The sequence below is a fragment of the Amaricoccus macauensis genome (genome assembly GCF_049800915.1).
In the GTDB taxonomy this organism is placed as follows: Bacteria; Pseudomonadota; Alphaproteobacteria; order Rhodobacterales; family Rhodobacteraceae; genus Amaricoccus; species Amaricoccus macauensis_A.
In genome coordinates this window covers 238,538-259,655 of record NZ_JBNAFY010000005.1, presented here as the reverse complement: position 1 = coordinate 259,655, position 21,118 = coordinate 238,538, and the positions used below count along the sequence as shown (strand labels likewise).

The 21,118-nt window shown below is 63.1% G+C and carries 17 protein-coding genes and 1 pseudogene; 10 read left to right on the top strand and 8 right to left on the bottom strand.

Going from position 1 to position 21,118, the window contains the following annotated elements:
* Positions 1-36 precede the first annotated feature (36 nt).
* Positions 37-1,212 carry an efflux RND transporter periplasmic adaptor subunit gene (locus tag ACP15W_RS14580; protein WP_424933638.1) on the top strand — a complete coding sequence of 392 codons (1,176 nt, stop codon included), beginning with the start codon at positions 37-39 and terminating at the stop codon, positions 1,210-1,212.
* A 25-nt stretch (positions 1,213-1,237) separates the two neighbouring features.
* Entirely contained in the window at positions 1,238-4,375 is a 3,138-nt protein-coding gene (locus ACP15W_RS14575) for an efflux RND transporter permease subunit (protein WP_424933637.1), read from the top strand.
* Between the two features lie 92 nt (positions 4,376-4,467).
* Here ACP15W_RS14575 and ACP15W_RS14570 read toward each other — a convergent pair whose 3' ends face one another.
* On the bottom strand, positions 4,468-4,698 hold the full coding sequence (locus ACP15W_RS14570) for a glycine zipper 2TM domain-containing protein (RefSeq protein ID WP_424933636.1): 231 nt from the start codon (positions 4,696-4,698) through the stop codon (positions 4,468-4,470).
* 102 nt (positions 4,699-4,800) lie between these two features.
* Positions 4,801-6,000 (bottom strand): pyridoxal-phosphate-dependent aminotransferase family protein, encoded by a 1,200-nt coding sequence (locus ACP15W_RS14565; RefSeq protein ID WP_424933635.1) that lies wholly within the window; start codon positions 5,998-6,000, stop codon positions 4,801-4,803.
* 145 nt (positions 6,001-6,145) lie between these two features.
* On the opposite strand from ACP15W_RS14565, the gene ACP15W_RS14560 reads away from it, so the two are divergent.
* A complete protein-coding gene (locus ACP15W_RS14560) occupies positions 6,146-7,882 on the top strand; it encodes an ABC transporter ATP-binding protein (RefSeq protein ID WP_424933634.1) in 1,737 nt (578 codons plus the stop codon).
* A gap of 36 nt (positions 7,883-7,918) precedes the next feature.
* A complete protein-coding gene (locus ACP15W_RS14555; RefSeq protein WP_424933633.1) occupies positions 7,919-8,713 on the top strand; it encodes a YgfZ/GcvT domain-containing protein in 795 nt (264 codons plus the stop codon).
* Between the two features lie 596 nt (positions 8,714-9,309).
* On the opposite strand, the gene ilvC is transcribed toward ACP15W_RS14555, so the two are convergent.
* Entirely contained in the window at positions 9,310-10,332 is a 1,023-nt protein-coding gene (gene ilvC, locus ACP15W_RS14550; protein ID WP_424933632.1) for a ketol-acid reductoisomerase, read from the bottom strand.
* A 125-nt stretch (positions 10,333-10,457) separates the two neighbouring features.
* Here ilvC and ACP15W_RS14545 point away from each other — a divergent pair, with 125 nt between their 5' ends.
* The 3 genes and pseudogenes from ACP15W_RS14545 to ACP15W_RS14535 form a co-directional block, all read left to right on the top strand.
* The gene (locus ACP15W_RS14545; protein ID WP_424933631.1) at positions 10,458-10,919 is read left to right on the top strand and encodes an Lrp/AsnC family transcriptional regulator; all 462 of its coding nucleotides are present in this window, start codon (positions 10,458-10,460) and stop codon (positions 10,917-10,919) included.
* A complete protein-coding gene (locus ACP15W_RS14540) occupies positions 10,919-11,380 on the top strand; it encodes an Lrp/AsnC family transcriptional regulator (RefSeq protein WP_424933630.1) in 462 nt (153 codons plus the stop codon). Before ACP15W_RS14545 ends, ACP15W_RS14540 begins: the two co-directional genes overlap by 1 nt.
* Positions 11,381-11,942: 562 nt before the next feature.
* Positions 11,943-12,116 (top strand): annotated as a pseudogene (locus ACP15W_RS14535) (Lrp/AsnC ligand binding domain-containing protein); the annotation flags it as partial.
* A gap of 7 nt (positions 12,117-12,123) precedes the next feature.
* Here ACP15W_RS14535 and ACP15W_RS14530 read toward each other — a convergent pair.
* Both ACP15W_RS14530 and ACP15W_RS14525 read right to left on the bottom strand, forming a co-directional pair.
* A complete protein-coding gene (locus ACP15W_RS14530) occupies positions 12,124-12,726 on the bottom strand; it encodes a hypothetical protein (protein WP_424933629.1) in 603 nt (200 codons plus the stop codon).
* Positions 12,723-13,955 carry a UbiH/UbiF family hydroxylase gene (locus ACP15W_RS14525; protein ID WP_424933628.1) on the bottom strand — a complete coding sequence of 411 codons (1,233 nt, stop codon included), beginning with the start codon at positions 13,953-13,955 and terminating at the stop codon, positions 12,723-12,725. Before ACP15W_RS14525 ends, ACP15W_RS14530 begins: the two co-directional genes overlap by 4 nt.
* Positions 13,956-14,129: 174 nt before the next feature.
* On the opposite strand from ACP15W_RS14525, the gene ACP15W_RS14520 reads away from it, so the two are divergent.
* Positions 14,130-15,107 carry a hypothetical protein gene (locus tag ACP15W_RS14520; protein ID WP_424933627.1) on the top strand — a complete coding sequence of 326 codons (978 nt, stop codon included), beginning with the start codon at positions 14,130-14,132 and terminating at the stop codon, positions 15,105-15,107.
* A 3-nt stretch (positions 15,108-15,110) separates the two neighbouring features.
* On the top strand, positions 15,111-16,121 hold the full coding sequence (locus ACP15W_RS14515) for a carbohydrate kinase family protein (RefSeq protein ID WP_424933626.1): 1,011 nt from the start codon (positions 15,111-15,113) through the stop codon (positions 16,119-16,121).
* A gap of 12 nt (positions 16,122-16,133) precedes the next feature.
* Here the strand turns inward: ACP15W_RS14515 and ACP15W_RS14510 are convergent, their stop codons facing one another.
* Both ACP15W_RS14510 and ACP15W_RS14505 read right to left on the bottom strand, forming a co-directional pair.
* Entirely contained in the window at positions 16,134-17,573 is a 1,440-nt protein-coding gene (locus tag ACP15W_RS14510) for an NCS1 family nucleobase:cation symporter-1 (protein WP_424933625.1), read from the bottom strand.
* Positions 17,574-17,777: 204 nt separating this feature from the next.
* Positions 17,778-18,419, bottom strand: a complete 642-nt coding sequence (locus tag ACP15W_RS14505) for a pyrimidine 5'-nucleotidase (RefSeq protein ID WP_424933624.1) — start codon at positions 18,417-18,419, stop codon at positions 17,778-17,780.
* 112 nt (positions 18,420-18,531) lie between these two features.
* Here ACP15W_RS14505 and ACP15W_RS14500 point away from each other — a divergent pair, with 112 nt between their 5' ends.
* Complete coding sequence (locus tag ACP15W_RS14500) at positions 18,532-19,179, top strand: GntR family transcriptional regulator (RefSeq protein ID WP_424933623.1); 648 nt, start codon at positions 18,532-18,534, stop codon at positions 19,177-19,179.
* Here ACP15W_RS14500 and ACP15W_RS14495 read toward each other — a convergent pair.
* Positions 19,124-21,103: a glycosyltransferase gene (locus ACP15W_RS14495; RefSeq protein ID WP_424933622.1), complete on the bottom strand. Its 1,980-nt coding sequence runs from the start codon at positions 21,101-21,103 to the stop codon at positions 19,124-19,126. The genes ACP15W_RS14500 and ACP15W_RS14495 overlap by 56 nt on opposite strands.
* Between the last annotated feature and the right edge of the window lie 15 nt (positions 21,104-21,118).

The following is a 21,118-nucleotide window of genomic DNA, read 5'->3' as shown; positions in this document are numbered from 1 at the left end:
CGCATGTTCGATCGGGCCCGATCAGGAGTTTCCCTTATGGTGCACCTTTCCCTGGCTGCCCGGATCCGATCCGGCATTCTTGCGGGCACTTGCTTCTTTGCGGCTGCCCCTCTGCTCGCGCAAGAGGGCGGAGAAGGGCCGCCGCCGTCTCCCGTGACCGTGGTGACCGTCGAGGCACAGGACGTCACGCTTACATCGACACTGCCGGGTCGCGTGGTGGCATCCGGGGTGGCCGAGGTGCGGCCGCAGGTCGATGGCATCATCGTGGAGCGTCTTTTTGCAGAAGGCTCGGAGGTCGAGGTGGGCGACGCGCTTTACCGGATCGACTCCGCGACATACGAAGCCCTCGAAGCTGCCGCAGAAGCCTCGGTCGCACAGGCGCAAGCTACGCTCGGTGCCGCCAAGAAGGAGGCGGAGCGCATGCAGTCACTGCGTGAGCGCAACGTGGTGAGTGAGCAGGACGTGGATGATGCCGTGTCGAGCCGTGATGCCGCTGCCGCGGCACTCAAGGTCGCGGAGGCGCAGCTTCTTTCAGCCCAGATCGATCTTGACCGCACGACCATTCGCGCGCCGTTGTCCGGCACGGTGGGGCGCACACTTACGACACAGGGTGCCCTCGTGACGGCTGGTCAGGCCGAGCCACTCGCGACGATCCGCGCGCTTGATCCGGTCTATGTGGATGTGACGCAATCCGCCGCCGAACTCATACAGTGGCGCCGGGGCAGAACGCATGAGGAATTGGGCGAGGCGGATACGACCGTTGCCCTAACGCTTGCCGATGGCACGACCTACGAGGAAACGGGCGAACTGACCGTCGCCGAACCCCACGTGAACGAGTTGACCGGCGTCGTTCTTCTTCGCCTTGAATTCGCCAATCCCGACGAGCTGCTGCTGCCCGGAATGTATGTGCAGGTCGAAATGCCGCAAGCCTTGCTCGAAGACGCGATCCTTGCGCCCCAGGAAGGCGTGACCCGCGACAACCGGGGCCGTCCGATTGCCTGGGTGGTCAACGAGGACAACGTCGTGGAGACACGCGAACTGACCATTCTGCGGGACCAAGGCCACAACTGGATCGTGAGTGAAGGCCTCTCGGCAGGTGACAGGGTCATTGTCGAAGGACTTCAGAAGACGGGCCCGGGCGCCACTGTTGTTCCGGAGGAGCGCGCCGCTCCCGAAGATGGCCAGGAATCGGCCGAACTCGAACAGAACTGATCGGGATCACATCGGAGGGCCTTTCATGGCACGTTTCTTCATCGACAGGCCGATCTTTGCCTGGGTGATCTCGATCATCATCATGGGAGCTGGTCTGCTCTCGATCATCTCCTTGCCGGTGTCGCAGTATCCCGAGATCGCGCCCCCTTCTGTGCAGGTGAGTGCGAACTATCCAGGCGCATCGGCTGAGACCATCGAGAATACGGTGACGCAGATCATCGAGCAGCAGATGACCGGCCTCGACGGTCTGCGCTACATCTCCTCAAGTTCGACCTCTGCGGGGCAGGCCCAGATCACGCTCACCTTCGAAACCGGAACCGACCCGGACATCGCGCAGGTTCAGGTCCAGAACAAGCTTGCCCAGGCAACGGCGCTTCTTCCGGAAACCGTGCAACGGCAGGGTGTTACGGTCGAGAAATCCTCTGCCGGATTCCTCATGGTGATCGCGCTCATCTCGGAAGACGGACGTCTCGAGCAGGTCGACCTTTCGGATTATCTGAACTCGAATCTGGTCGACGAATTCAGCCGTATCGAGGGCGTGGGGGATGTTCAGGTTTTTGGCTCGCCCTATGCGATGCGCATCTGGCTTGATCCATCGAAGCTCGCCGCCTACGAACTGGCGCCTTCGGATGTCGTCAACGCGGTGGGTGCGCAGAACGCACAGATCTCGGCTGGGTCGTTCGGCGCGCTTCCCTCGGCCGAAGGGCAGATGCTGAACGCGACGGTCACGGCGCAATCGCTTCTGTCCACGCCCCAGGATTTCGAGCAGATCGTGCTCCGCGCCGAGACGGATGGCGGCCTCGTCCTGTTGAAGGATGTCGCGCGGGTCGAGATCGGTGCAGAGAATTACAGCACGATTTCGCGTTATGTCCGCCAGCCGGCAGCGGGTATGGCGATCCGCCTTGCGTCCGGGGCAAACGCCCTCGACACGGCCGAGCGGATCAAGGAGCGGATCGAGGAGTTTTCGCAGTTCTTCCCGGAAGGTGTGGTCTACACCATTCCCTACGACACAACGCCTTTCGTCGAAATCTCGATCGAGGAGGTTGTGCACACGCTGTTTGAAGCCATCGTGCTCGTCTTCCTCGTGATGCTGCTCTTTCTTCAGAATCTCCGAGCTACACTCATTCCGACATTGGCGGTTCCGGTCGTCCTGCTCGGCACCTTCGGGGTTCTGGCGGCATTCGGGTTTTCGATCAACACGCTGACCATGCTTGCCATGGTGCTTGCGATCGGTCTCCTTGTGGACGACGCGATCGTCGTGGTCGAGAACGTCGAGCGGATCATGGAGGAGGAGGGGCTCAGCCCGCGCGGGGCCACCCGAAAGTCCATGGGGCAGATCACCGGGGCGCTCGTTGGCATTGCAATGGTGCTTTCGGCGGTCTTCGTGCCGATGGCCTTCTTTGGTGGGTCGACAGGGGTCATCTACCAGCAATTCTCGATCACAATCGTTTCGGCTATGGCATTGTCGGTGCTCGTGGCGCTGACACTCACGCCCGCGCTTTGCGCCACTCTTCTGCGAAACCGTGATGTCCACCATGCAAGGCGGGGACCCTTCGGATGGTTCAACGCCGGGTTCAGCCGCACGGAGCGGGGCTATGCTTCCAGCGTCAACTGGATCATCCGCCGTCCCCTGCGCATCGGCCTGATCTATCTCGTGCTCGCGGGATTGATGGGCTGGCTCTTCGTCAAGACCCCGACAGGGTTCCTGCCTGACGAGGATCAGGGCATCATGTTCGTCTTCATCCAGGCCCCGACCGGCGCCACGGCGGAGCGCACCCTCGATGTCGTGAAGCAGGTCGAGGACCACTTCCTCGACAACGAGGCGGAGAACGTTTCCTCCATGTTCGGCGTGGTGGGCTTCAGCTTTGCCGGTCAGGGCCAGAACATGGGGATCGCCTTTGTTCGGCTGAAGGACTGGGAAGAGCGCACGCGCCCGGATCAGAGCGTTCAGGCGATCGCCGCACGTGCTTTCCCCGCAATGATGGGGATCCGCGATGCGATGGTGTTCCCGATCGTGCCGCCATCGGTGATCGAACTCGGAAACGTTTCGGGCTTTGATTTCTATCTGCAGGCCCGTGGCGGTCAGACTCACGAACAGCTTCTTGAAGCGCGCAATATGGTGCTGGGCATGGCAGCGCAGAGCCCGCTCATCGCTTCGGCGCGGCCAAACGGGCTGGAAGATGCCGCGCAATACAAGCTCGATATCGACTGGCGTGCCGCCGGGGCGATGGGGTTGACGGCCTCCGATGTCGGGCAGTTGCTAGAGGTCGCCTGGGCGGGGAGTTACGTGAACGACTTCATCGATCGTGGGCGGATCAAGCGCGTTTATGTCCAGGGCGAGGCGGACGCTCGATCGGGGCCATCGGACATCGAGAAATGGCGGGTCCGTAACGAGACCGGCGAACTGGTTCCCTTTTCCAACTTCTCAAGCGGGGACTGGGAGTTCGGGCCGCAGGGGCTCACACGTTATAACGGCGTGCCGGCAATGCAGATCCAGGGCTCACCGGCCCCAGGGGTCACAACGGGCGAGGCGATCGCAGAGATGGAGCGTATCGTTTCCGAGCTTCCGGAGGGCTTCTCACTGTCTTGGACAGGTCTCTCCCTGGAGGAACAGGAGTCGGGCAGCCAGGCGCCAATGCTCTACGCAATGTCGCTTGCTGTGGTCTTCCTTTGCCTCGCCGCGCTCTACGAAAGTTGGGCCATCCCCTTCGCCGTCATGCTCGCGATGCCCATTGGCGTTCTGGGAGCGCTCGTCGGAGCGTGGCTAGGCGGTTTCGACAATGGTGTGTTCTTCCAGGTGGGGCTTCTCACCGTGATCGGCCTCACCGGCAAGAACGCGATCCTGATCGTTGAATTCGCCCGTGAGCGCCAGGATGCGGGTGAACCCCTTCTTGAGGCCGTTTCTCATGCCGCAAGCCAGCGCTTCCGTCCGATCCTCATGACGTCCATGGCATTCTCGCTCGGCGTTCTGCCGCTGGTCCTGTCCTCCGGAGCGGGTTCGGGAGGGCGCAATGCCATCGGATCTGGTGTGCTTGGGGGGACCATCTCGGCAACGGTGCTTGGTGTGCTCTTCGTGCCGATGTTCTACGTCGCCGTTCGGTCGCTCTTCCGGCAGAAGGTGAAGGAAACAGCGCCGGATTCCACAGAGACCCAAACCGTCTGAAAATCAAAACGGCCCGGATCTCCAGGATCCGGGCCGTTTGATGGAGTTGGCCAGTTTGCCGGTGCCGATCGGGGGCACCGGCGTTCGTGTCCTTACTGGCAGGCCGGAAGTCGGGTGCCCGCTGCGGCGCCTGCGCCGGCACCGACCGCCGTCGCGATATCCTGGCCCGTGCCGCCGCCGATCTGATTGCCAAGGATGCCGCCGACCGCTGCGCCGCCCAGGACGCCTGCGCCGCACTCGATGTCACGGTTGGTCTGCGGGTTATTGGTGCAGGCCGCGGCACCGACGATGACGAGCCCCAACGCAGCAATTGTTCTTTTCATGTCTTCGTTCTCCATTGTCCTGTTGCAGAGGTTTCCCTCTCACGGCATCGCAACCTAGCGTCTCAATGAGGCTGGGACACCCAAATTTTTGGTGTTCGACGCCTAATCTTCGGTATTTCCGGGGTCGTTGGCAATCATTCGCGCGGCGGCCTCGAGCGCTCCCGCCCCGTGGGGAATGTCCAGGGCGACAAGTCCAGCTTCGATCGTCGCAAGCGTTCCAAGCAGCATCGGCGGGTTCATGTGACCCATGTGACCGATCCTGAAAAGGTCGCTCCCGCCCTTTCCGGACGCCGGCAATCCAAGGCCGAGTGTCAGACCCGCGTTCGTCTCGCACCAGGCGCGCAGGCGCTGCGCTTCCCCGCGCCCCGTCCGGATCGTTGTGACCGCCGCACTGCGAGCGGCCGGGTCCAGGATGTTCAGTGCGAAAGCACTGCCCACTGCCCAGGCGTCAACGGCAGCCCAGATGGCCATCGCCTGACGGCGATGGCGCAGAAGCGTGTTCGATATGCCTTCTTCCGCGATCATGTCGAGAGCTTCGCGGAGGCCGAAGAGGTGATGCGTCGGTGGCGTGCCGCAGAACCGCTGGTAGTAGAGCTCCGGCTTGATCCTCCGTTGCCAATCCCAGTAGAGGCTTCCAGTCGGTCTGCGTCGATCATAGCCGCGCGGCCCGACGAAATTGAATGCGAGACCGGGCGGGGTCATCAGCCCCTTCTGACACCCCGCAACCATGACGTCGACGCCCCAGTCGTCCATCCGCATCGGCTCGCAGCCAAAGCAGGCAATGGCATCGACCATGAAGAGAGCCGGGTGATTGGCCGCGTCGATCGCCTGGCGCAGAGCGGGAATATCGTTTGTGACCGACGATGCCGTATCGGTCTGGACGGTCAGAACCGCCCGGATGCGATGTTTCTTGTCCGCAGCGAGCCGCTTCTCGAGGCGGGCCGGGTCGGCCGCCTCCCGAAAGCCGAAATCCATGACCTCGACCTCGACGCCCATGGCCTGCGCCATCTCGGCCCATCCGAGCCCGAACCGGCCGGTCGCAAGAACAAGCGCGGTATCTCCCGGGGCCAGCGTATTGGCGATCGCCGCTTCCCACGCTCCGTGGCCATTGCAGATATACATGACCGCATCGCCGGATGTTTCTGCCAGCCGTGCGAGGTCCGCGAGGATCGACAGCGTCAGATCGACGATCTCTCCCTCGTAGATGTTGGGGGAGGCTCGGTGCATCGCGCTCAAAACCCGGTCTGGGATCACCGAGGGTCCGGGAATCGCGACCAGATCACGGCCGAACGAGAGACTCATGATGCGGGACTCCTCGTAGTTTGGGGGCTGTTTGATGCCAAGGCGCTCAGAGGCACCGCGCAATTCCGCGGTGGTTGCGGCCTGCGCGCCATGCTAGGCAAGGGGCTGCTCTGATGGTGGAATGGTGGATCGAGGCCTTCAGCCCGTGAAAAAAGATACCTGGTCAATTGGACCCTACATCCGGCTTTGGCATGAATGGCTTTCGCCATACCGCTACAGGCTGATGGTGGCAATTGCCATGACGATGATGGTTGCTGCGGCATCCGGGGCTTACGCGAAGGTGATCCAGATGGTTGTCTCCGCGCTCGAGGAAACGAGCTCAAACGTCATCTGGTGGGGGCCAATCTCCGTAATTGCTCTCACGTCGATGAATGCCGTGGGCCAGTATTTCAAGGATACGATCTCGAACAAGGTTGTGGTGCGCATGGAAACGGACTTGCGCTCACACATGTTCGCCAAGCTTGTCGATGCCGATCTGGCGCGTCTGCAGCGCGAACCTCCCGCCGCGCTGGCCACCCGGTTTTCGGCCGATATCGCTTTGGTCGGGAATGCCGTGCGAGGCTATGTGGGTGGATTGACCAACATCCTCACGATCATTGTCGCCATCGGTGTGATGCTTTCCATCGATTGGACACTGACGCTGATCGTGCTCGCCATTTTTTCCATGGCCCTGGTTCCGGTGAACCTCATCGGGCGCAAGCTTCGCTCGATTTCGAGAAAGACCCAGTCGCAGATCGGCAAGATGACTTCGGAGGTCACCGAGAGCCTTTCGGGAATTCGCATGGCTCGCACATATCGACTGGAAAAGCCGCTTGCCCAGAGCGCGGACGGTGTGTTCGAGAAACTTCTTGAGCTGAGGATCCGGCAGTATCTGTGGCGGGCGCGGGTCAGTCCGCTCATGGAACTGCTCATCGGGATCGCGGTGGCTGTTCTGCTGGGTGTCGTCGCGGTCAGAATCAACGCGGGCACGACCACGATCGCCGATTTCACCGGTCTGCTGACCGGCTTCGCTGTCATCTCCGGGCCAGTGCGACGAATTGGCGGATCCTATGCCAACATGATGCAGGGTGGAGCGGCACTGGACCGCATCTATGCGCTTTTCGATGCGGAGAACCGGGTGGAAAGTGGTCCACGTGAGATCGAGAAAGTGCACGGCGTGGTGCATTTCGAGGATGTGACCTTTGCCTACCCCGACGGCCACGTGGCGCTGGAAAATATCTCGCTGACAATTCCGCAAGGCAAGAAGACCGCGTTCATTGGGCGTTCGGGTGCGGGAAAATCCACGGTATTCAACCTTCTGCCACGGCTCTATGATCCAAATTCCGGCACGATCTCCATCGACGGTGTGGATCTGCGGGACTTCACGCTTCCCTCGCTTCGGGACAAGATTGCCGTGGTCAGCCAGGAAACAGTCCTGCTGAGCGGGACCGTCGCGGAGAATATCGGGTTCGGTCGGCCAGGGGCCACGCGAGAGGAAGTCGAGAAAGCGGCGCGCGATGCCGCGGCCGACGGGTTCATCCGCGCTCTGCCGCAGGGATATGACACGATGGTGCGTCCCTCGGAGCAGGCATTCTCAGGTGGTGAGCGGCAGCGCATCTCGATTGCGCGGGCCATGCTCCGCGATGCGCCGATCCTCCTGCTCGACGAGGCAACCTCGGCACTCGACGCGGAGTCCGAGGCCCAGATCCAGGAGGCGCTTCTGCGGCTATCCGAGGGTCGGACAACGATGGTCATCGCCCACCGATTGGCGACCGTTCTCGACTCGGACCTCATCGTCGTGATGGATCGCGGCCGTATCGTGGAAATGGGGCGGCACGAGGAGCTTCTTGCGCGCGGCGGTCTCTATGCCGATCTCCATGGCATGCAGTTTTCTGGCGGTTGAACTGCGCGGACCTGGCGCAGTGCATTGGGAGCAGACATGACGCAAGGAATGATTGCAGCAGACCGGGCTGTTCTGGTTGTCGGCGGGGCGGATGCGGAGAAGTTCCTCGAGAATCTCGTGACCAATCGGATTGCGGGAATGGCGGAGGGCGCTTGTGTTTACACGGCGCTGCTTTCGCCGAAGGGAAAATACCTCTTCGACTTTTTCGTGATCCGGAGGAACGGGGAGTTCCTGATCGATGTGAAGGCCGAACGCGCGCAGGCGCTTGCACAGCGTCTCGCCATGTATCGGCTGCGCGCCGATGTCACCATCGGATCAACCGACCTCCAAGTCGTCCAGGGCCTTGGTGAGGCACCTGAGGGAAGCGTCGCGGATCCGCGATCCGCGGCACTCGGATGGCGAGCCTGGGTTGGCGATGGAAGGGCGTTTCTCGACGGTATTGCAGGGCTTGAACCCGATATGTGGACGGCGCACAGGATTGCGCATGGTGTTCCCGAGACCGGCGCCGAGCTTGTCGCGGATGACGCCTACATTCTCGAAATGGGCTTCGAGCGGCTCAATGGCGTCGATTTCCGGAAAGGCTGCTATGTGGGCCAGGAGATCACGGCACGGATGAAACACAAGACCGAATTGCGCAAGGGGCTCGTGCGCGTGCAAGTTGAGGGGCAGGCGCCCGAATGCGGAACGGCGATCTCGGTGGGGGGGAAGGAGGCGGGGGTGCTTTATTCGACGTTTGGCGGGGAAGGGCTCGCGCATCTGCGGTTCGACCGGATGGAAAATCCAATGAAAGCAGGGGATTGTGTGATCCGGGTCATCGAAAAGGTCGGCTGAACGGCGATATGGAACACGTATGGTTTCGGTATGGAAATGATATGGCTAATTTGTATGGCTCGGGCCAAGTGCAAACGCTGACACTTCAAACCGGTATTTGATCAGGTCCAAAAAGAATTGCGAGCGTTCGAAGGGTATCGAACGCTCGCGACTGGGTGGGCCGGGACGATTTGTGAGGGGTGGGGTGGTTCGTCCGGGCCTGTAGATCTGTTAACAAGATCACTACTACATTAAGCCGTAACTTAAAGGCGACTTCAATAAGCGAAATTTTGCCTACAGGCGATATATTGTATTCTTTACATGTTTTTTCTACTTGCGAGCCACACTCGGGAGTGGCGCTTCTCACGGTGGTTGTTGTCAATATTTATTAAAATCAGTGATTTGCGATAACCGTAGACTCAGGCGCGAATTCGGATCATCTTTGGGTTGCGTCGGGAAAAAAATTTAACCGGTGCGCAAGCGGAGTTTCTGCGGGGATCCTGGGCCAACGTATGCGGGTTGTTCGCCCGAAATACTGACGTTTAATGATGCAGACGCGGCTTGCGAGCAAAGGGAACCGCGGGCGCGATGGCGCCCGCGATCTGACCGGAAGAGACTCAGTTCCGGGACTTGTCGACCATCTTGCCAGCCGAAATCCAGGGCATCATGCCGCGGAGCTTCGCGCCGACTTCCTCGATCTGATGAGCGTCATTCAAACGGCGGGTGCCCTTGAAGAACGGCTGACCGACCTGGTTCTCGAGCATGAAGTCGCGGACGAACTTGCCCTTCTGGATGTCTTCCAGAACCGCCTTCATGCGGGCCTTGGTCTCTTCGTAGGGCAGGATGCGCGGACCGGAGACATACTCGCCGTATTCGGCAGTGTTGGAAATCGAGTAGTTCATGTTGGCGATGCCGCCTTCGTAGATCAGGTCCACGATCAGCTTCACCTCGTGGAGGCACTCGAAATAGGCCATTTCCGGCTCGTATCCGGCTTCGACCAGCGTCTCGAAGCCCATGCGGATGAGCTCGACCAGACCGCCGCAGAGCACGGCCTGCTCACCGAAGAGGTCGGTTTCGCATTCCTGGCGGAAATCGGTCTCGATGATGCCGGAGCGACCGCCACCGATGCCGGAGCAGTAGGATTTCGCGACTTCGAGCGCGGAGCCGGAGGCATCGTTGTGAACCGCCACGAGGCAGGGCACGCCGCCGCCCTTGACGAATTCGCCGCGCACGGTGTGACCCGGACCCTTCGGGGCCATCATGATGACGTCGATGCCCGGCTTCGGCTCGATGAGGCCGAAATGCACGTTAAGGCCGTGGGCGAAGGCAATCGCCGCGCCTTCGCGCAGGTTGTCGTGGATGTATTTCTTGTAGGTCTCGGCCTGAAGCTCGTCGGGCATGGTCATCATGAGCACATCGGCCCATGCGGCGCATTCCGCGATGCCCATGACCTGGAGGCCTTCGCCTTCGGCCTTCTTCGCCGACGGCGAGCCATCGCGCAGGGCAACGGCGACGTTCTTCACGCCCGAGTCGCGCAGGTTGAGCGCGTGGGCATGGCCCTGGCTGCCGTAGCCGACGATGCCGACCTTCTTGTCCTTGATGAGATTGATGTCGCAATCGCGATCGTAATAGACGCGCATGGTTCCCTCCGTCTGGTTTGTGGGGCGAGATTAGGCATTTTTGGCGAAGAGGGTTTTCTCGTTTTGCCTCTTCTGGCGATAAATGCGAGAATGTATTCGCGAAGGGCCCGATCTGCGGAGAGTTCATGCAGCAAGTTGACGATATCGACAGGCGGCTTCTGCGGCTTTTGCAGGAGGACGCGGATCTTTCGACCGCCGAGCTGGCCGAGCGGGCGGGGCTTTCCTCCGGCCCGTGCTGGCGACGGATCGAGCGGATGGAGCGTGACGGCATCATTCTCGGGCGGCGGGTCGAGATCGACTGGAAGGCGCTGGGCTACGAGGTGCAGGTCTTTCTTCGGGTGACGCTCGACAAGGTGGCGGCGAACGCCTTCGACGAGTTCCTGCGCGCGGCGCGCGATGTGCCCGAGATCGGCGATATCCAGACACTGCTGGGGCGGGTCGATGTGCGGATGGATGTGCGGGCACGCGATCTGGCGCACTACCAGGAGATCTATCGCACCCGCATTCTCGCGCTTCCGCATATTGCCGAGATCGAGGCGCTGATGCTGGTCTCGGAGTTGAAGAATACCGAAAGGCTGGCGCTCTGATGGCCGAGGGGATCGACGAAACGGACCGGGCCATCCTGCGTGCTTTGCTCTCGGATGGCGGGCTGAATGCGAAGGAGGTGGGGGCGCGCGTGGGCCTTTCGCAGCCCGCGGCCTGGCGCCGCATCCGCCGGCTCGAGGAGCAGGGCATCCTGAAGGGGAGACGGATCCTGCTCGACCGGGAGAAGCTCGGCTTCGGCGTGGTGGTGTTCCTGGGCGTGCGGCTCGCGGCGAAGGGGCGGCTCGATCTGGAAGCCTTCGAGCGCGCAGTGCAGGCGATCCCGGAGGTGCAGCTCGTGCAGCATGTGCTCGGGGTCTACGACTACCGGCTCAAGGTGGTGGCGCGCGACCTGACGGATTTCGAGCGCATCCTGCGGCGGCGGATCATGACATTGCCGGGGATCGGTGCGGTGGAGTCGAACGTGATGCTGAGCGAGGAGAAGTCGGGCGTGCCGCTGATTTGAAGTCGGCACTTCCCGTTTGGACTAGAGGGTTTGGTTATGTGGACACACTAGATCTTGGTAGCAAGAAGTATGACGGCGCAAATCGATATCAGAGATGAAAGTAGCATCGTCGTCATGAAATTAGGAAATTTTACGATTAGTAAAATGACTAACAAGAAAATGAAAAGAGCAAAAATAATAGCGAAAAAATCGGACAGCCCAACTATGTAAACGAAAATTATAAAGCCTACACTCAGTGTTACTTCCCCGGCGTGAATCGGGATGATCCACGGCGCGACGAGTATCGCGGGTATGATTGCGAGGCCTACGATCAGGCCAGCTATCTGCGAACCACGAACAGATGAGTCCCGCTTATCGGGCATGCACAAGCTCCCGAACCTGAAGTCCGTCAAGTTGAAATGACAGGTCTGAACATTCCGTTTCACGAGCCAGAAAAAAATGGAGGGCGTCAGTGATGGTCGTTGTTGGCGAGTACAGTGGCAACCGCCGGGGTCAACTTGGCTGTCGATCCAGTGGATGACTCGCAGTGACCGGCATGGCCAACATCGCCTTCAACACGAAGCAACTCGTGCAGCATGTGCTCGGGGTCTACGACTACCGGCTCAAGGTGGTGGCGCGCGACCTGACGGATTTCGAGCGCATCCTGCGGCGGCGGATCATGACATTGCCGGGGATCGGTGCGGTGGAGTCGAACGTGATGCTGAGCGAGGAGAAGTCGGGCGTGCCGCTGATCTGAGCGGCATTCAGGCGTGCGCGAAGGAGAGGCGCAGCAGGCGGCGGGGCAGGCTGACATTCTCGCGCGTCTCGAGCCCGAGGCGGGAGATCAGCGCGCAGAGGCGGTCGAGATCGGTGCTTTCGAGCGCGAGGCCGGTTTCGATCAGCCCGCCGGGGAAGGCGAAAGACCCGTGTTCACAGGAAACCGGCCCGATGCTGCATTGTCTGCGCCGTTTCGCGACCGCGATTGCTCGGAGATCACGGGCCGTGGCAAGCGCGTTCAGGAGGCCTGTGCGGTCGAAGCGCGTATTGCTCGGAAGGGGCGGCAGGCCAGCGGGCGCGAGGAACCGTTCCGAGAGTTCGGCACCCGTGAGGGGGAGGTCTTCGGAGGCTGCGGGTTCCCAAAGCTCGCAGCCGCGTTCGGTGCGGATCAGGCGCTTGAGTTCGAGGCGGTTGCCGGTGCCGCGGAACTTGAGGCCGCAATCGGGCCGATTGCGGATCACGAGGTAGAGGTCCTCGCGCGCTTCTTCCGGGCCGAAGGGGGCGGTGTTGCCGAGGGTGTCGAGCGTGGCGCGGAGGTCTCCTCCGAAGACGCGGAATTCATGGCGGAGGTGGGGGTCGGTTCCGGTCATTCCTCTGCGGGGGCGGGTTGGCGTCCCATGCCGAGGCCGAGCTGCATTGCCGTGCGGCGGATCGGCTGGATGCCGTGGATCGCGCGCAGGCCCCTGAGGCGGAGGTCGCGGAAGGACTGGAGGTTTTCCATGGCTGCGCGGTTGAGCGTGTCCACCCCGGCGACGCGGGCGAGGATGTCCGGCTCGCGTTTCCAGTGGTAGCGGCGCAGGCGTTCAGGGCTGCCGATGTCCTGGCCCGTGCGGAGCGCGTCGGTGCAGAGGTCGCGGAGCACGGCGATGTCCTTGAGGCTCATGTTGAGCCCCTGGGCGCCAATGGGCGGGATGACATGGGCGGCTTCCGCGATCAGGGCGAGGCGGGAGCCGTCGAGGCGGCGGGCGACCTGGCTGATGATGGGCCATGTCCTGCGCGGGCTTGCGAGTGTGAGGCGGCCGAGGACGCCGCAGGCGCGGGTGTTGAGCGCCTCTTCGAACGCGGCGGTCTCCATGGCGGCAAGCTCGGCGGCGCGCGGCCCGTGCTCCATCCAGACCACGGCGGAGTGGGGCTGGCCGTCCCTGTCCGGCAGGGGGACAAGGGTAAAGGGGCCGCCGCTGCGGTGGACTTCGGTGGAGATGCCTTCGTGGGGCATCTCGTGGGAGACCGCAAAGACCATCGCCTTCTGGCCGTAGCCCCAGCGGCGCGCGGTGATCCCGGCCATGTCGCGCAGGGCGCTGTCGCGGCCATCCGCGGCGACGACGAGCCTGGCGCGGATCTGGGTGCCGTCCGAGAGGCGGGCGATGGCCTCGCGGGTGCGGGGGGTCAGGTGGGTGACGCTGGCGCCGAGGCGGACGTGGGCCCCGGGGACGCTTTCGAGGGTTGCGAGCATTTCGCGGCGCAGGAGCCAGTTCGGCAGGTTGTATCCGAAGACCGGGTGGCCGAGTTCCTGGGCGATGAAATCGGCGGTTTCGCGAACTTCCGGTTCCGGTCCGCCGGCATCGGCGATGCGCATGATCCGGAGCGGGGCGGCATGGGGGGCGAGGCCGCGCCAGAGGCCGGCCTCTTCGAGGAGCCGCACCGAGGGCATGAGGAAGGCGGTGCTGCGCAGGTCCGAGCGCGGATCGGTGATCTCGGCCGGGGGCGGGGCCGGGTCGACGCAGGCCACGCGAAACCCGGCAGCAGCGAAGGCTGCGGTGGCGGCGAGCCCCGCAACACCGCCGCCCGCCACGAGGATATCTGTCTCGATCCGTTCCATGCTTCTGATCTAGAGCGTTGTGCCCGCCGGGCCAAGACGATTTGCCGCAAAGGTGGCGGGAGGGGTGTCAACCGGGCCTTTCGGCCAATGTTACGCGCGTAAAAAAAGTTAATGACCCGGATCGCGATCGGGCGTAGTGTGGGTCGGGCCAGGTCCAACAGCCCGTGGAAGAAAATGACAAGAACACTCGCCCGCAAACTCGCGACCATCCGTGACGGCGCCTACAGGCCGCAGGACTTCATCATTGCCGATGCCAAGGACGGCGATATGGCCTTCGGCTGTGCGGCGCCGGGCGCGGCGGACGACGGCCGGATGCGCCCCATGCAGGTCTATCGCGACGACATGGTGAAGGTCACGCAATCGGGCCTGGTAGATATCATGCTGATGTCGCTATCCTCGGCGGAGGCGCTGGCGGGGGAGAATGTCTTCGACGGTTCGCCCGTGACGCCGGCGGTGCGGCTGAATGACACCACCGATATCTGGCATGTGCGCGGCGGCAGCTATCCCAAACGAATGATGCGGAATTTTCGCACGGCGCGGCTCGACCGGGTGAAGCCGGTGGCCCCGCTGGGGCTCTATTCGGTCACGTTCTACAACGATCTGGATCGGGACCATGCCACGCTGGAAGCCTTCGCCGCCTTCCGCAACGAGGCGAGCGCGGCCGGGGTCGATTACTTCCTCGAAGTGTTCAACCCGCAGATCCCCGTCTCGGTGGAGTCCGATTTCGCATTCTACAATAACGACATGATTGCACGCTGCCTCGCGGGTGTCGCGGGGCGGGAGCGGCCGGTTTTCCTCAAGGCGGCCTACAATGGCCCGGCCGCAACGGAGGAGATCGCCAGCTACGATCCGACGAATCTCATATTCGGCATTCTGGGGGGCGGCGCCGGCACGACGCGGGATTGCCTCGAACTGGTGCGGCAGGCGGAGAAATACGGGGCGCGCGTGGCGCTCTTCGGGCGCAAGATCTACCGGGCGGAGGATTCGGTGATGATGGTGCGCGCCATGCGCCGGGTGATCGAGGAGCAACTCACCAGCGTAGAGGCGGTGAAAGCCTATCACGGGGACCTGCAATCGGCGGGCATCACGCCTTTCCGTGCGCTCGAGGACGACCTCGCGCTGACCGAGGTGATCCTGCGGGAGAATGTCTGAGCCATGCGGCGGGGGTTTCTGACGGCAGGAACGTGGTGTCTCGACCGGAACATCACGCTCGATCTCTGGCCGGAAGAGGACATGATCGCGACGGTGCGTGAGGTCGTGCCGGGCGGCGGGGGAAGCGCGTGCAACTTCGCGGTCGATCTCCGGCGACTGGACCCGGACATGCCGGTGGAGACGCAAGGCATTGTCGGAGCCGATGCGGACGGCGATTTCCTCCTCGCGGTGGCGGATGAATACGGTATCGCGCGTGAAAGTTTGCGAAAGATCGAAGGGGTGCCGACGCAATCCACCAGCGCCTATCTTTCGGCCGCGACGGGGCGCCGGACGCATGTGCATCTGCCAGGGTCCGGCACGAAGCTGAGCCCGGAGCATTTCGATTTCACGGCGACGTATGCTAGGGTCATGCATCTGGGATTGCCCGGCATTCACGCGATCATGGACGCGCCCTGGGGCGAGGACGCGAATGGCTGGGTCACCGTGCTGCGGATGGCGCAGGAGGCCGGGCTGAAGACCGACCTGGAACTCGTGGCCGGGTCGGAGGAACAGATCCGGCGGCTTGCGCTGCCCTGCCTGCCGCATCTCGATACACTTGTGGTGAACGATCAGGAGATCGGCGCGATGGCCGGTTCCCGGACGGTGAGCGGCGGGAAGACGAATGTCGATGCCGTCAGGGAAGCGGCGCGCAATGTTCTGTCGCGCGGCGCAATGGAGCTTGTCGCCGTGCATTTCACCCAAGGCGCAGTGCTGATCTCGCGAGATGGCACGGAGGTCTTTCAGCCTTCGGTGGCCATACCCGACGCTGAGCGGAAGGGCGCGAACGGTGCGGGAGACGCGTTCTCCGCCGGGTTCCACTATGGGCTGCACGAGGGCTGGGCGGGGCAAGATTGCCTGCGTCTCGGGCACGCCACTGCCGCAGCGTGCCTGCGGGCGCCCGACACCTATTCCTCTGTCGGAACGGTCGCGGAATGCCTTGGTCTTGCCGAGCGCTGGGGATGGCGCTCGGCCTAGTTTCTCGCGCGGTCAGGCCGCGGCAGAGGGCTTCACGGCAATGCGGTGATAGATTACCGCGCCGAGGATCGCGCCCAGAACCCAGGCATAGCCCGAGAGGAAGGACAGGAACGGCAGCCAGACCGTGGCGACCGAGAAGATGGCCGCGATCCCGAAGGCCGTGAGTGCCTTCTCGTTCCAGCCGTTGCCATAGCTGTAGCTGCCGCCTTCGAGGTTGTAGAGCGCGGTCATGTCGAGCGACTGTTTGCGCAGCAGGTAGTAGTCCACCATCATGATGCCGTAGATCGGGGCGAGCGTGGCGCCGAGGGTGTTGACGAAGCCCGAGATGCCGAACTGGCTGATGAAGGCGGTCCAGAGCCCGCCGATCACCAGCGCGAAGGCCGAGGTGATGAGGCCCGCCGTCCGGAAGCCGATCTTCTTCGGCGCGAGGCTGGCGATGCCGTTCACCGCCGGGATGAAGTTCGCCACGAGGTTGATGCCCACGGTCGCGGCGAAGAAGGTGATGGCCGCGATGATGCCGAGGATCACGCTGTCGGTGCGCTCGACGATCTCGGTCGGGTTGATGATCGCCTCGCCATAGACCACGGCGGCGCCGGCGGTGGTGAGCAGGGCGAGGGCCGAGAAGAGGATCATGTTGAAGGGAAGGCCCGCGAGGTTGCCGTTCAGCATGGCGCGCTTGTTCTTCGCATAGCGGGAGAAATCGCTGAAGTTGATCATAACGGCGGCGAAATAGGCGAGCATCGTGCCGACGATGGCGACGAAACCGGAGAACTCGCTCCAGAACGTGGCCTCGGGATTGGCGAAGATTGTCTGGGCCTGGGAGAGAAGTTGCCCGTCCGATTTCTGCCAGAGTACGACCACGAGGCCGATCATCACCGCGTAGACGAAGGGGCCGGCGATGTTGAGGAAGGTCTCGACCCAATCCATGCCCTGCCAGAAGATGACGATGTGGAACGCCCAGACGATGAGGAATGCGATCCAGTCGACGGTGGAGAGACCGAGCATTTCCGGCCCGCCCGACATGCCGGTGAGCGAATAGATCAGGAGCGAGAGCGCGGTGGAGGCGAAATAGACCTGCACGCCATACCAGAACACCGCGACGACGGATCGCAGGACGGCGGGCAGCATGGCGCCGGATGTGCCGAGGCTCGCGCGGGCGAGCACCGGATAGGGGATGCCGTATTTCTCGCCCGGCGCACCTGAGAGGTTCACGAGGAACATGACCGCAAGACCCGCGAAGATGAGTGCGGCGAAGGCCGTCCAGCCGCTGACGCCGTAGGAGATGAAGAGCGAGGCCACCAGCGAGTAACCGAAGAGGGACTGCACGTCATTGGCCCAGATGTTGAAGATGGCGAACCAGCCCCAGTTCTTCTCGCTCGCCGGGACGGGGCTCAGCGTGTCGTCGCCTCCGTGGGACGGAATCGCGGTTCCAGCCAGATCGGCCTGTGTCATGTCTTGCCCTCGTGTGTTTCTTGTCTGTGGCGCCGCGCCCATCGGTGCGCGCCGGAAATCTCATTTTTGCGAGTTTGACAAAATCGTGACGAGTTGAAAGCGCGTGAGCGTCAATTGGCTGTCGAAAATCGCCGCGTGGCGAAAGACTGAACAGAAGGTGCTCGCGGAAGATGCAGCTTGCCGCAGGCCGATTTGCGGGGGCGGCTAGATCAGGCGGACGAGAAACTCGGCAAGGTCGGTCGTGTGGTGGTGGATATGCGGGGCAGGTTCGCCCGGTCCGACCAGTACCGTGCGCATGCCGAGCGCGTGCGGCACGGCGAGGTTGCGCGGGTCATCCTCGAACATCGCGGCGCGGCCGGTCTCGAAGCCGTCGATGGCGAAGACACGTGCGAAGGCGGCCTCCGAGGGTTTGGGGTGGTAGTCCGCGTCCTCGATGCCGTAAGTCGCGTCGAAAACGCCCTCGAGGCCGCGCGCGGCGATCACCCGGCGAGCATGTTCGCGCGAGCCGTTGGTGTAGACCACCTTGCGGCCCGAGAGGGCGAGGATCGCTTCGCGCAGGTCGTCGGCGCGCGCCATGGCAGTCAGGTCGATGTCATGCACCTCGGCGAGGTAGGCTTCCGGCTCCAGTCCGTGGTTCTGCATCAGGCCGGCGAGCGTGGTGCCGTGCTCGCGCCAGTAGCGGGCGCGCAGGGAATTGGCCTCGTGGTAGTCCACGCCAAGTTCGCGCATGACGTAATCGGTCATCCGGGCCTCGATCTGGTCGAACAGGCGCATTTCCGGCGGGTACAGCGTGTTGTCGAGGTCGAAGACCCAGGTGGTGATATGGGTGAAGCGCGCCTTTGTCATGGCTCAATCCTTAGTGAACAAGGGCGCGGGGCTCAATGCTTGCGGGCTTCGGCGGTAAGCAAGGACGGAGGGATATGTTGACAGCGCCGCGCCAAGGGATGACTTTCCGTGCATGACGCATGCGCCTCAACATAATACCGACGCCTACAACCTCGTATTGGAGGCCATAGATCGCGGCGAGTTCCGCCCCGGCGATCGGCTGGTGGAGTCGGAGCTGGCGGAGCGGTTCGGGGTTTCGCGCACGCCGATCCGGGAGGCGCTTCAGCGGCTCGAGACGCAGGCGATGCTGACGCGCGACGGGCGGTCCCTGGTGGTTTCCTCGCTCGACACCGGGCAGTTGGGCGAGCTCTACGTGGTTCGGGCCGAACTCGAGGGGCTGGCTGCGCGGCTGGCGGCGCAGCACGCGGCGCCGGAGGAGATCCGGGTGCTGTGGGAAATGGTGCGGCAGGATCGCGAACTGGTGGACAAGCCCGATCTGCTCGCCCGGGCCAACAAGCGGTTTCACCGGCAGATCCATCTCGCGAGCCACAACCGCTACCTGATCCAGCAGCTCGAGATGGTGCGCCGCTCGCTTGCGCTTGTCGCGACCACCTCGCTTTCGGCTGAGGGGCGCAGTGCCCAGGCGCTCGACGAACATGCCGAGATCGTGGCCGCCATCGAGGCGCGCGACGGAGAGGGGGCCAACGGGGCGCTTCGCCGGCATCTCAGTCAGGCTTTCGAGACCCGGCTTCTGACGGAGGCCATACAACGCGAGGTCTGAAGAGTTCCGGCGCGATCGGGGTGGGGGCGGCGACGGAGCTGTGGCCGTGGTCGGTCTTGTGCCAGTAGCTCGGGCGCGAGAAGATCTCTCCCACGGCGCGGTAGGCGGCGATGGCTCCGAGCGGCCAGTAGGCGAAGAGCGTGAGGATCCAGGGGATCAGGTAGGGGCGCCTCGTGTCGAGAGCGGCGACGATGCCCGAGACGAGCATGACCACCTGGCCCATGATCATGGAGGCGAAGAAGGCGGTCAGCATCCATTGCGGATAGCTTTCCCAGAAAGCGAAACCGAAGCCCGCCGAGCCGATCAGGATCGCCCAGAAGAGCGGCAGCGAGAGATAGGATGTCATCGCGCCCAGAAACAGCACCTGGAAGCCGAGAAAGCCGCGCCATCCGAGGTCGGAGAGAAGGGCGCGGGGCTGGCGCATGTGGGTGGCCCAGGTGATCGCGTAGCCCTTGAGCCAGCGTGAGCGTTGACGAATCCAGTTGAGCGGGCGGCAGTTGGCCTCCTCCATGGTCGTTGTCTTGACCATTTCGCAGCGGTAGCCGAAGCGCGCGAGCCGCATGCCGAGATCGGCGTCTTCAGTGACGTTGTGCGCGTCCCAGCCACCGATCCGCTCCAGCAGTGCGCGGCGGAAGAAGACCGTGGTGCCGCCGAGCGGGATCGGGATGCCCAGGCGCTGCACGCCCAGGAGCACGACGCGAAACCAGATCGCGTATTCAAGGGTGAAGCAGCGCGAGATCCAGTTTTCCCGCGGATTGTAGAAATCGAGGAAGCCCTGGACGCAGGCCACGTCACGCGGGGCGGATTTCAGGTGTTCGACAACCTTGCGGATCTGGCCCGGTTCGGGGTGATCCTCGGCGTCGTAGATGCCGACGATCTCGCCCAGGCAGAAGGGAAGCGCATAGTTCATCGCGCGCGGTTTGGTCTTGAGCCCGTCATTGGGGACCACGAGCACCTCGATGGTCGGGGGCAGATCGGCGCGGGCGATGGCGGCGCGGGTCTGGTCGTCGTCCTCCTCCAGCACGAGCTTTATGTCGAGCAGGGCAGCCGGGTAGTCCATCGCCCTGAGCGCGGAGAGCAGGCTTTGCGCCACGGCTTCCTCGCGCAGAAGCGGCACGAGGATCGATACGCGCGGCAGTTTCTGGTGGGGTGCAAGGGATGAAGGGGGCGGCAGATCCGGCTCGCTCGTCTCCGCTGCGCCGAGATCGACGCGGGTCCGCGTAGCGCGGGTGAAGAGCGCCACGAGCCGCAGACCCATGGTGGCGGAATTGGCGATCAGGATCCAGACCATCACGATCTGAAGTGCGAAGGCGGGGTGGAATGCCGCGGCGGCGGCCATGGCGATCAGTATCGCGCGCAGGCTGCGGCTCTTCTGCACGGCCTGGGTCCAGCCGCGGCAACTCAGCGCTTCGGGGCAGCGGGTGCGGGCATCGACGCGCATCCGGCCCGCGCAGTTGCGGATGATCTGGTCCCGGATCTGGGCCGGGGGCGCGAGGGCGAAGGTGACGTGATAATCCTGGCTCCCCAAGGCCTCCACGACGCGGGGAACGGCTTCGGGGTTCGCGATCACGATTGTCAGGATGTCGCCCACGAGCCGCCAGGGGGCGGCATCGAGTTCGAGGCAGAGATAGGGGTCGATATCGCCGAAAAGCTGCGGGTCGCAGGGTTTTTGCGCGAGATCGACGCGGCCGAGCCCGGTCTGGTTGGACAGCGCATCGAGCAGATCGTCGTCTGAGATGGCGCGATTGGCAATCAGGATGCGCCCGAGTTTCTGATCCTGGCGCTTCTGGTCTTCGAGCGCATCGAGCAGGACCGCTTCACTCAGCGCGCCGGATTGCACGAGATGGTCCCCGATCCGGACACGCTGCCCGGACCCGGTCGATTTCGCTCTCAATCCGGCGGAAAGGGGCAGAATCCCTGCCATACTCATACTCGCAAA

Excerpts from the sequence above, each read along its gene's own strand:
- ACP15W_RS14580 (WP_424933638.1), top strand. The coding sequence starts at position 37 with ATGGTGCACCTTTCCCTGGCTGCCCGGATCCGATCCGGCATTCTTGCG.
- ACP15W_RS14575 (WP_424933637.1), top strand. The coding sequence starts at position 1,238 with ATGGCACGTTTCTTCATCGACAGGCCGATCTTTGCCTGGGTGATCTCG.
- ACP15W_RS14570 (WP_424933636.1), bottom strand. The coding sequence starts at position 4,698 with ATGAAAAGAACAATTGCTGCGTTGGGGCTCGTCATCGTCGGTGCCGCG.
- ACP15W_RS14565 (WP_424933635.1), bottom strand. The coding sequence starts at position 6,000 with ATGAGTCTCTCGTTCGGCCGTGATCTGGTCGCGATTCCCGGACCCTCG.
- ACP15W_RS14555 (WP_424933633.1), top strand. The coding sequence starts at position 7,919 with ATGACGCAAGGAATGATTGCAGCAGACCGGGCTGTTCTGGTTGTCGGC.
- ilvC (WP_424933632.1), bottom strand. The coding sequence starts at position 10,332 with ATGCGCGTCTATTACGATCGCGATTGCGACATCAATCTCATCAAGGAC.
- ACP15W_RS14545 (WP_424933631.1), top strand. The coding sequence starts at position 10,458 with ATGCAGCAAGTTGACGATATCGACAGGCGGCTTCTGCGGCTTTTGCAG.
- ACP15W_RS14540 (WP_424933630.1), top strand. The coding sequence starts at position 10,919 with ATGGCCGAGGGGATCGACGAAACGGACCGGGCCATCCTGCGTGCTTTG.
- ACP15W_RS14530 (WP_424933629.1), bottom strand. The coding sequence starts at position 12,726 with ATGACCGGAACCGACCCCCACCTCCGCCATGAATTCCGCGTCTTCGGA.
- ACP15W_RS14525 (WP_424933628.1), bottom strand. The coding sequence starts at position 13,955 with ATGGAACGGATCGAGACAGATATCCTCGTGGCGGGCGGCGGTGTTGCG.
- ACP15W_RS14520 (WP_424933627.1), top strand. The coding sequence starts at position 14,130 with ATGACAAGAACACTCGCCCGCAAACTCGCGACCATCCGTGACGGCGCC.
- ACP15W_RS14515 (WP_424933626.1), top strand. The coding sequence starts at position 15,111 with ATGCGGCGGGGGTTTCTGACGGCAGGAACGTGGTGTCTCGACCGGAAC.
- ACP15W_RS14510 (WP_424933625.1), bottom strand. The coding sequence starts at position 17,573 with ATGACACAGGCCGATCTGGCTGGAACCGCGATTCCGTCCCACGGAGGC.
- ACP15W_RS14505 (WP_424933624.1), bottom strand. The coding sequence starts at position 18,419 with ATGACAAAGGCGCGCTTCACCCATATCACCACCTGGGTCTTCGACCTC.
- ACP15W_RS14500 (WP_424933623.1), top strand. The coding sequence starts at position 18,532 with ATGACGCATGCGCCTCAACATAATACCGACGCCTACAACCTCGTATTG.
- ACP15W_RS14495 (WP_424933622.1), bottom strand. The coding sequence starts at position 21,103 with ATGGCAGGGATTCTGCCCCTTTCCGCCGGATTGAGAGCGAAATCGACC.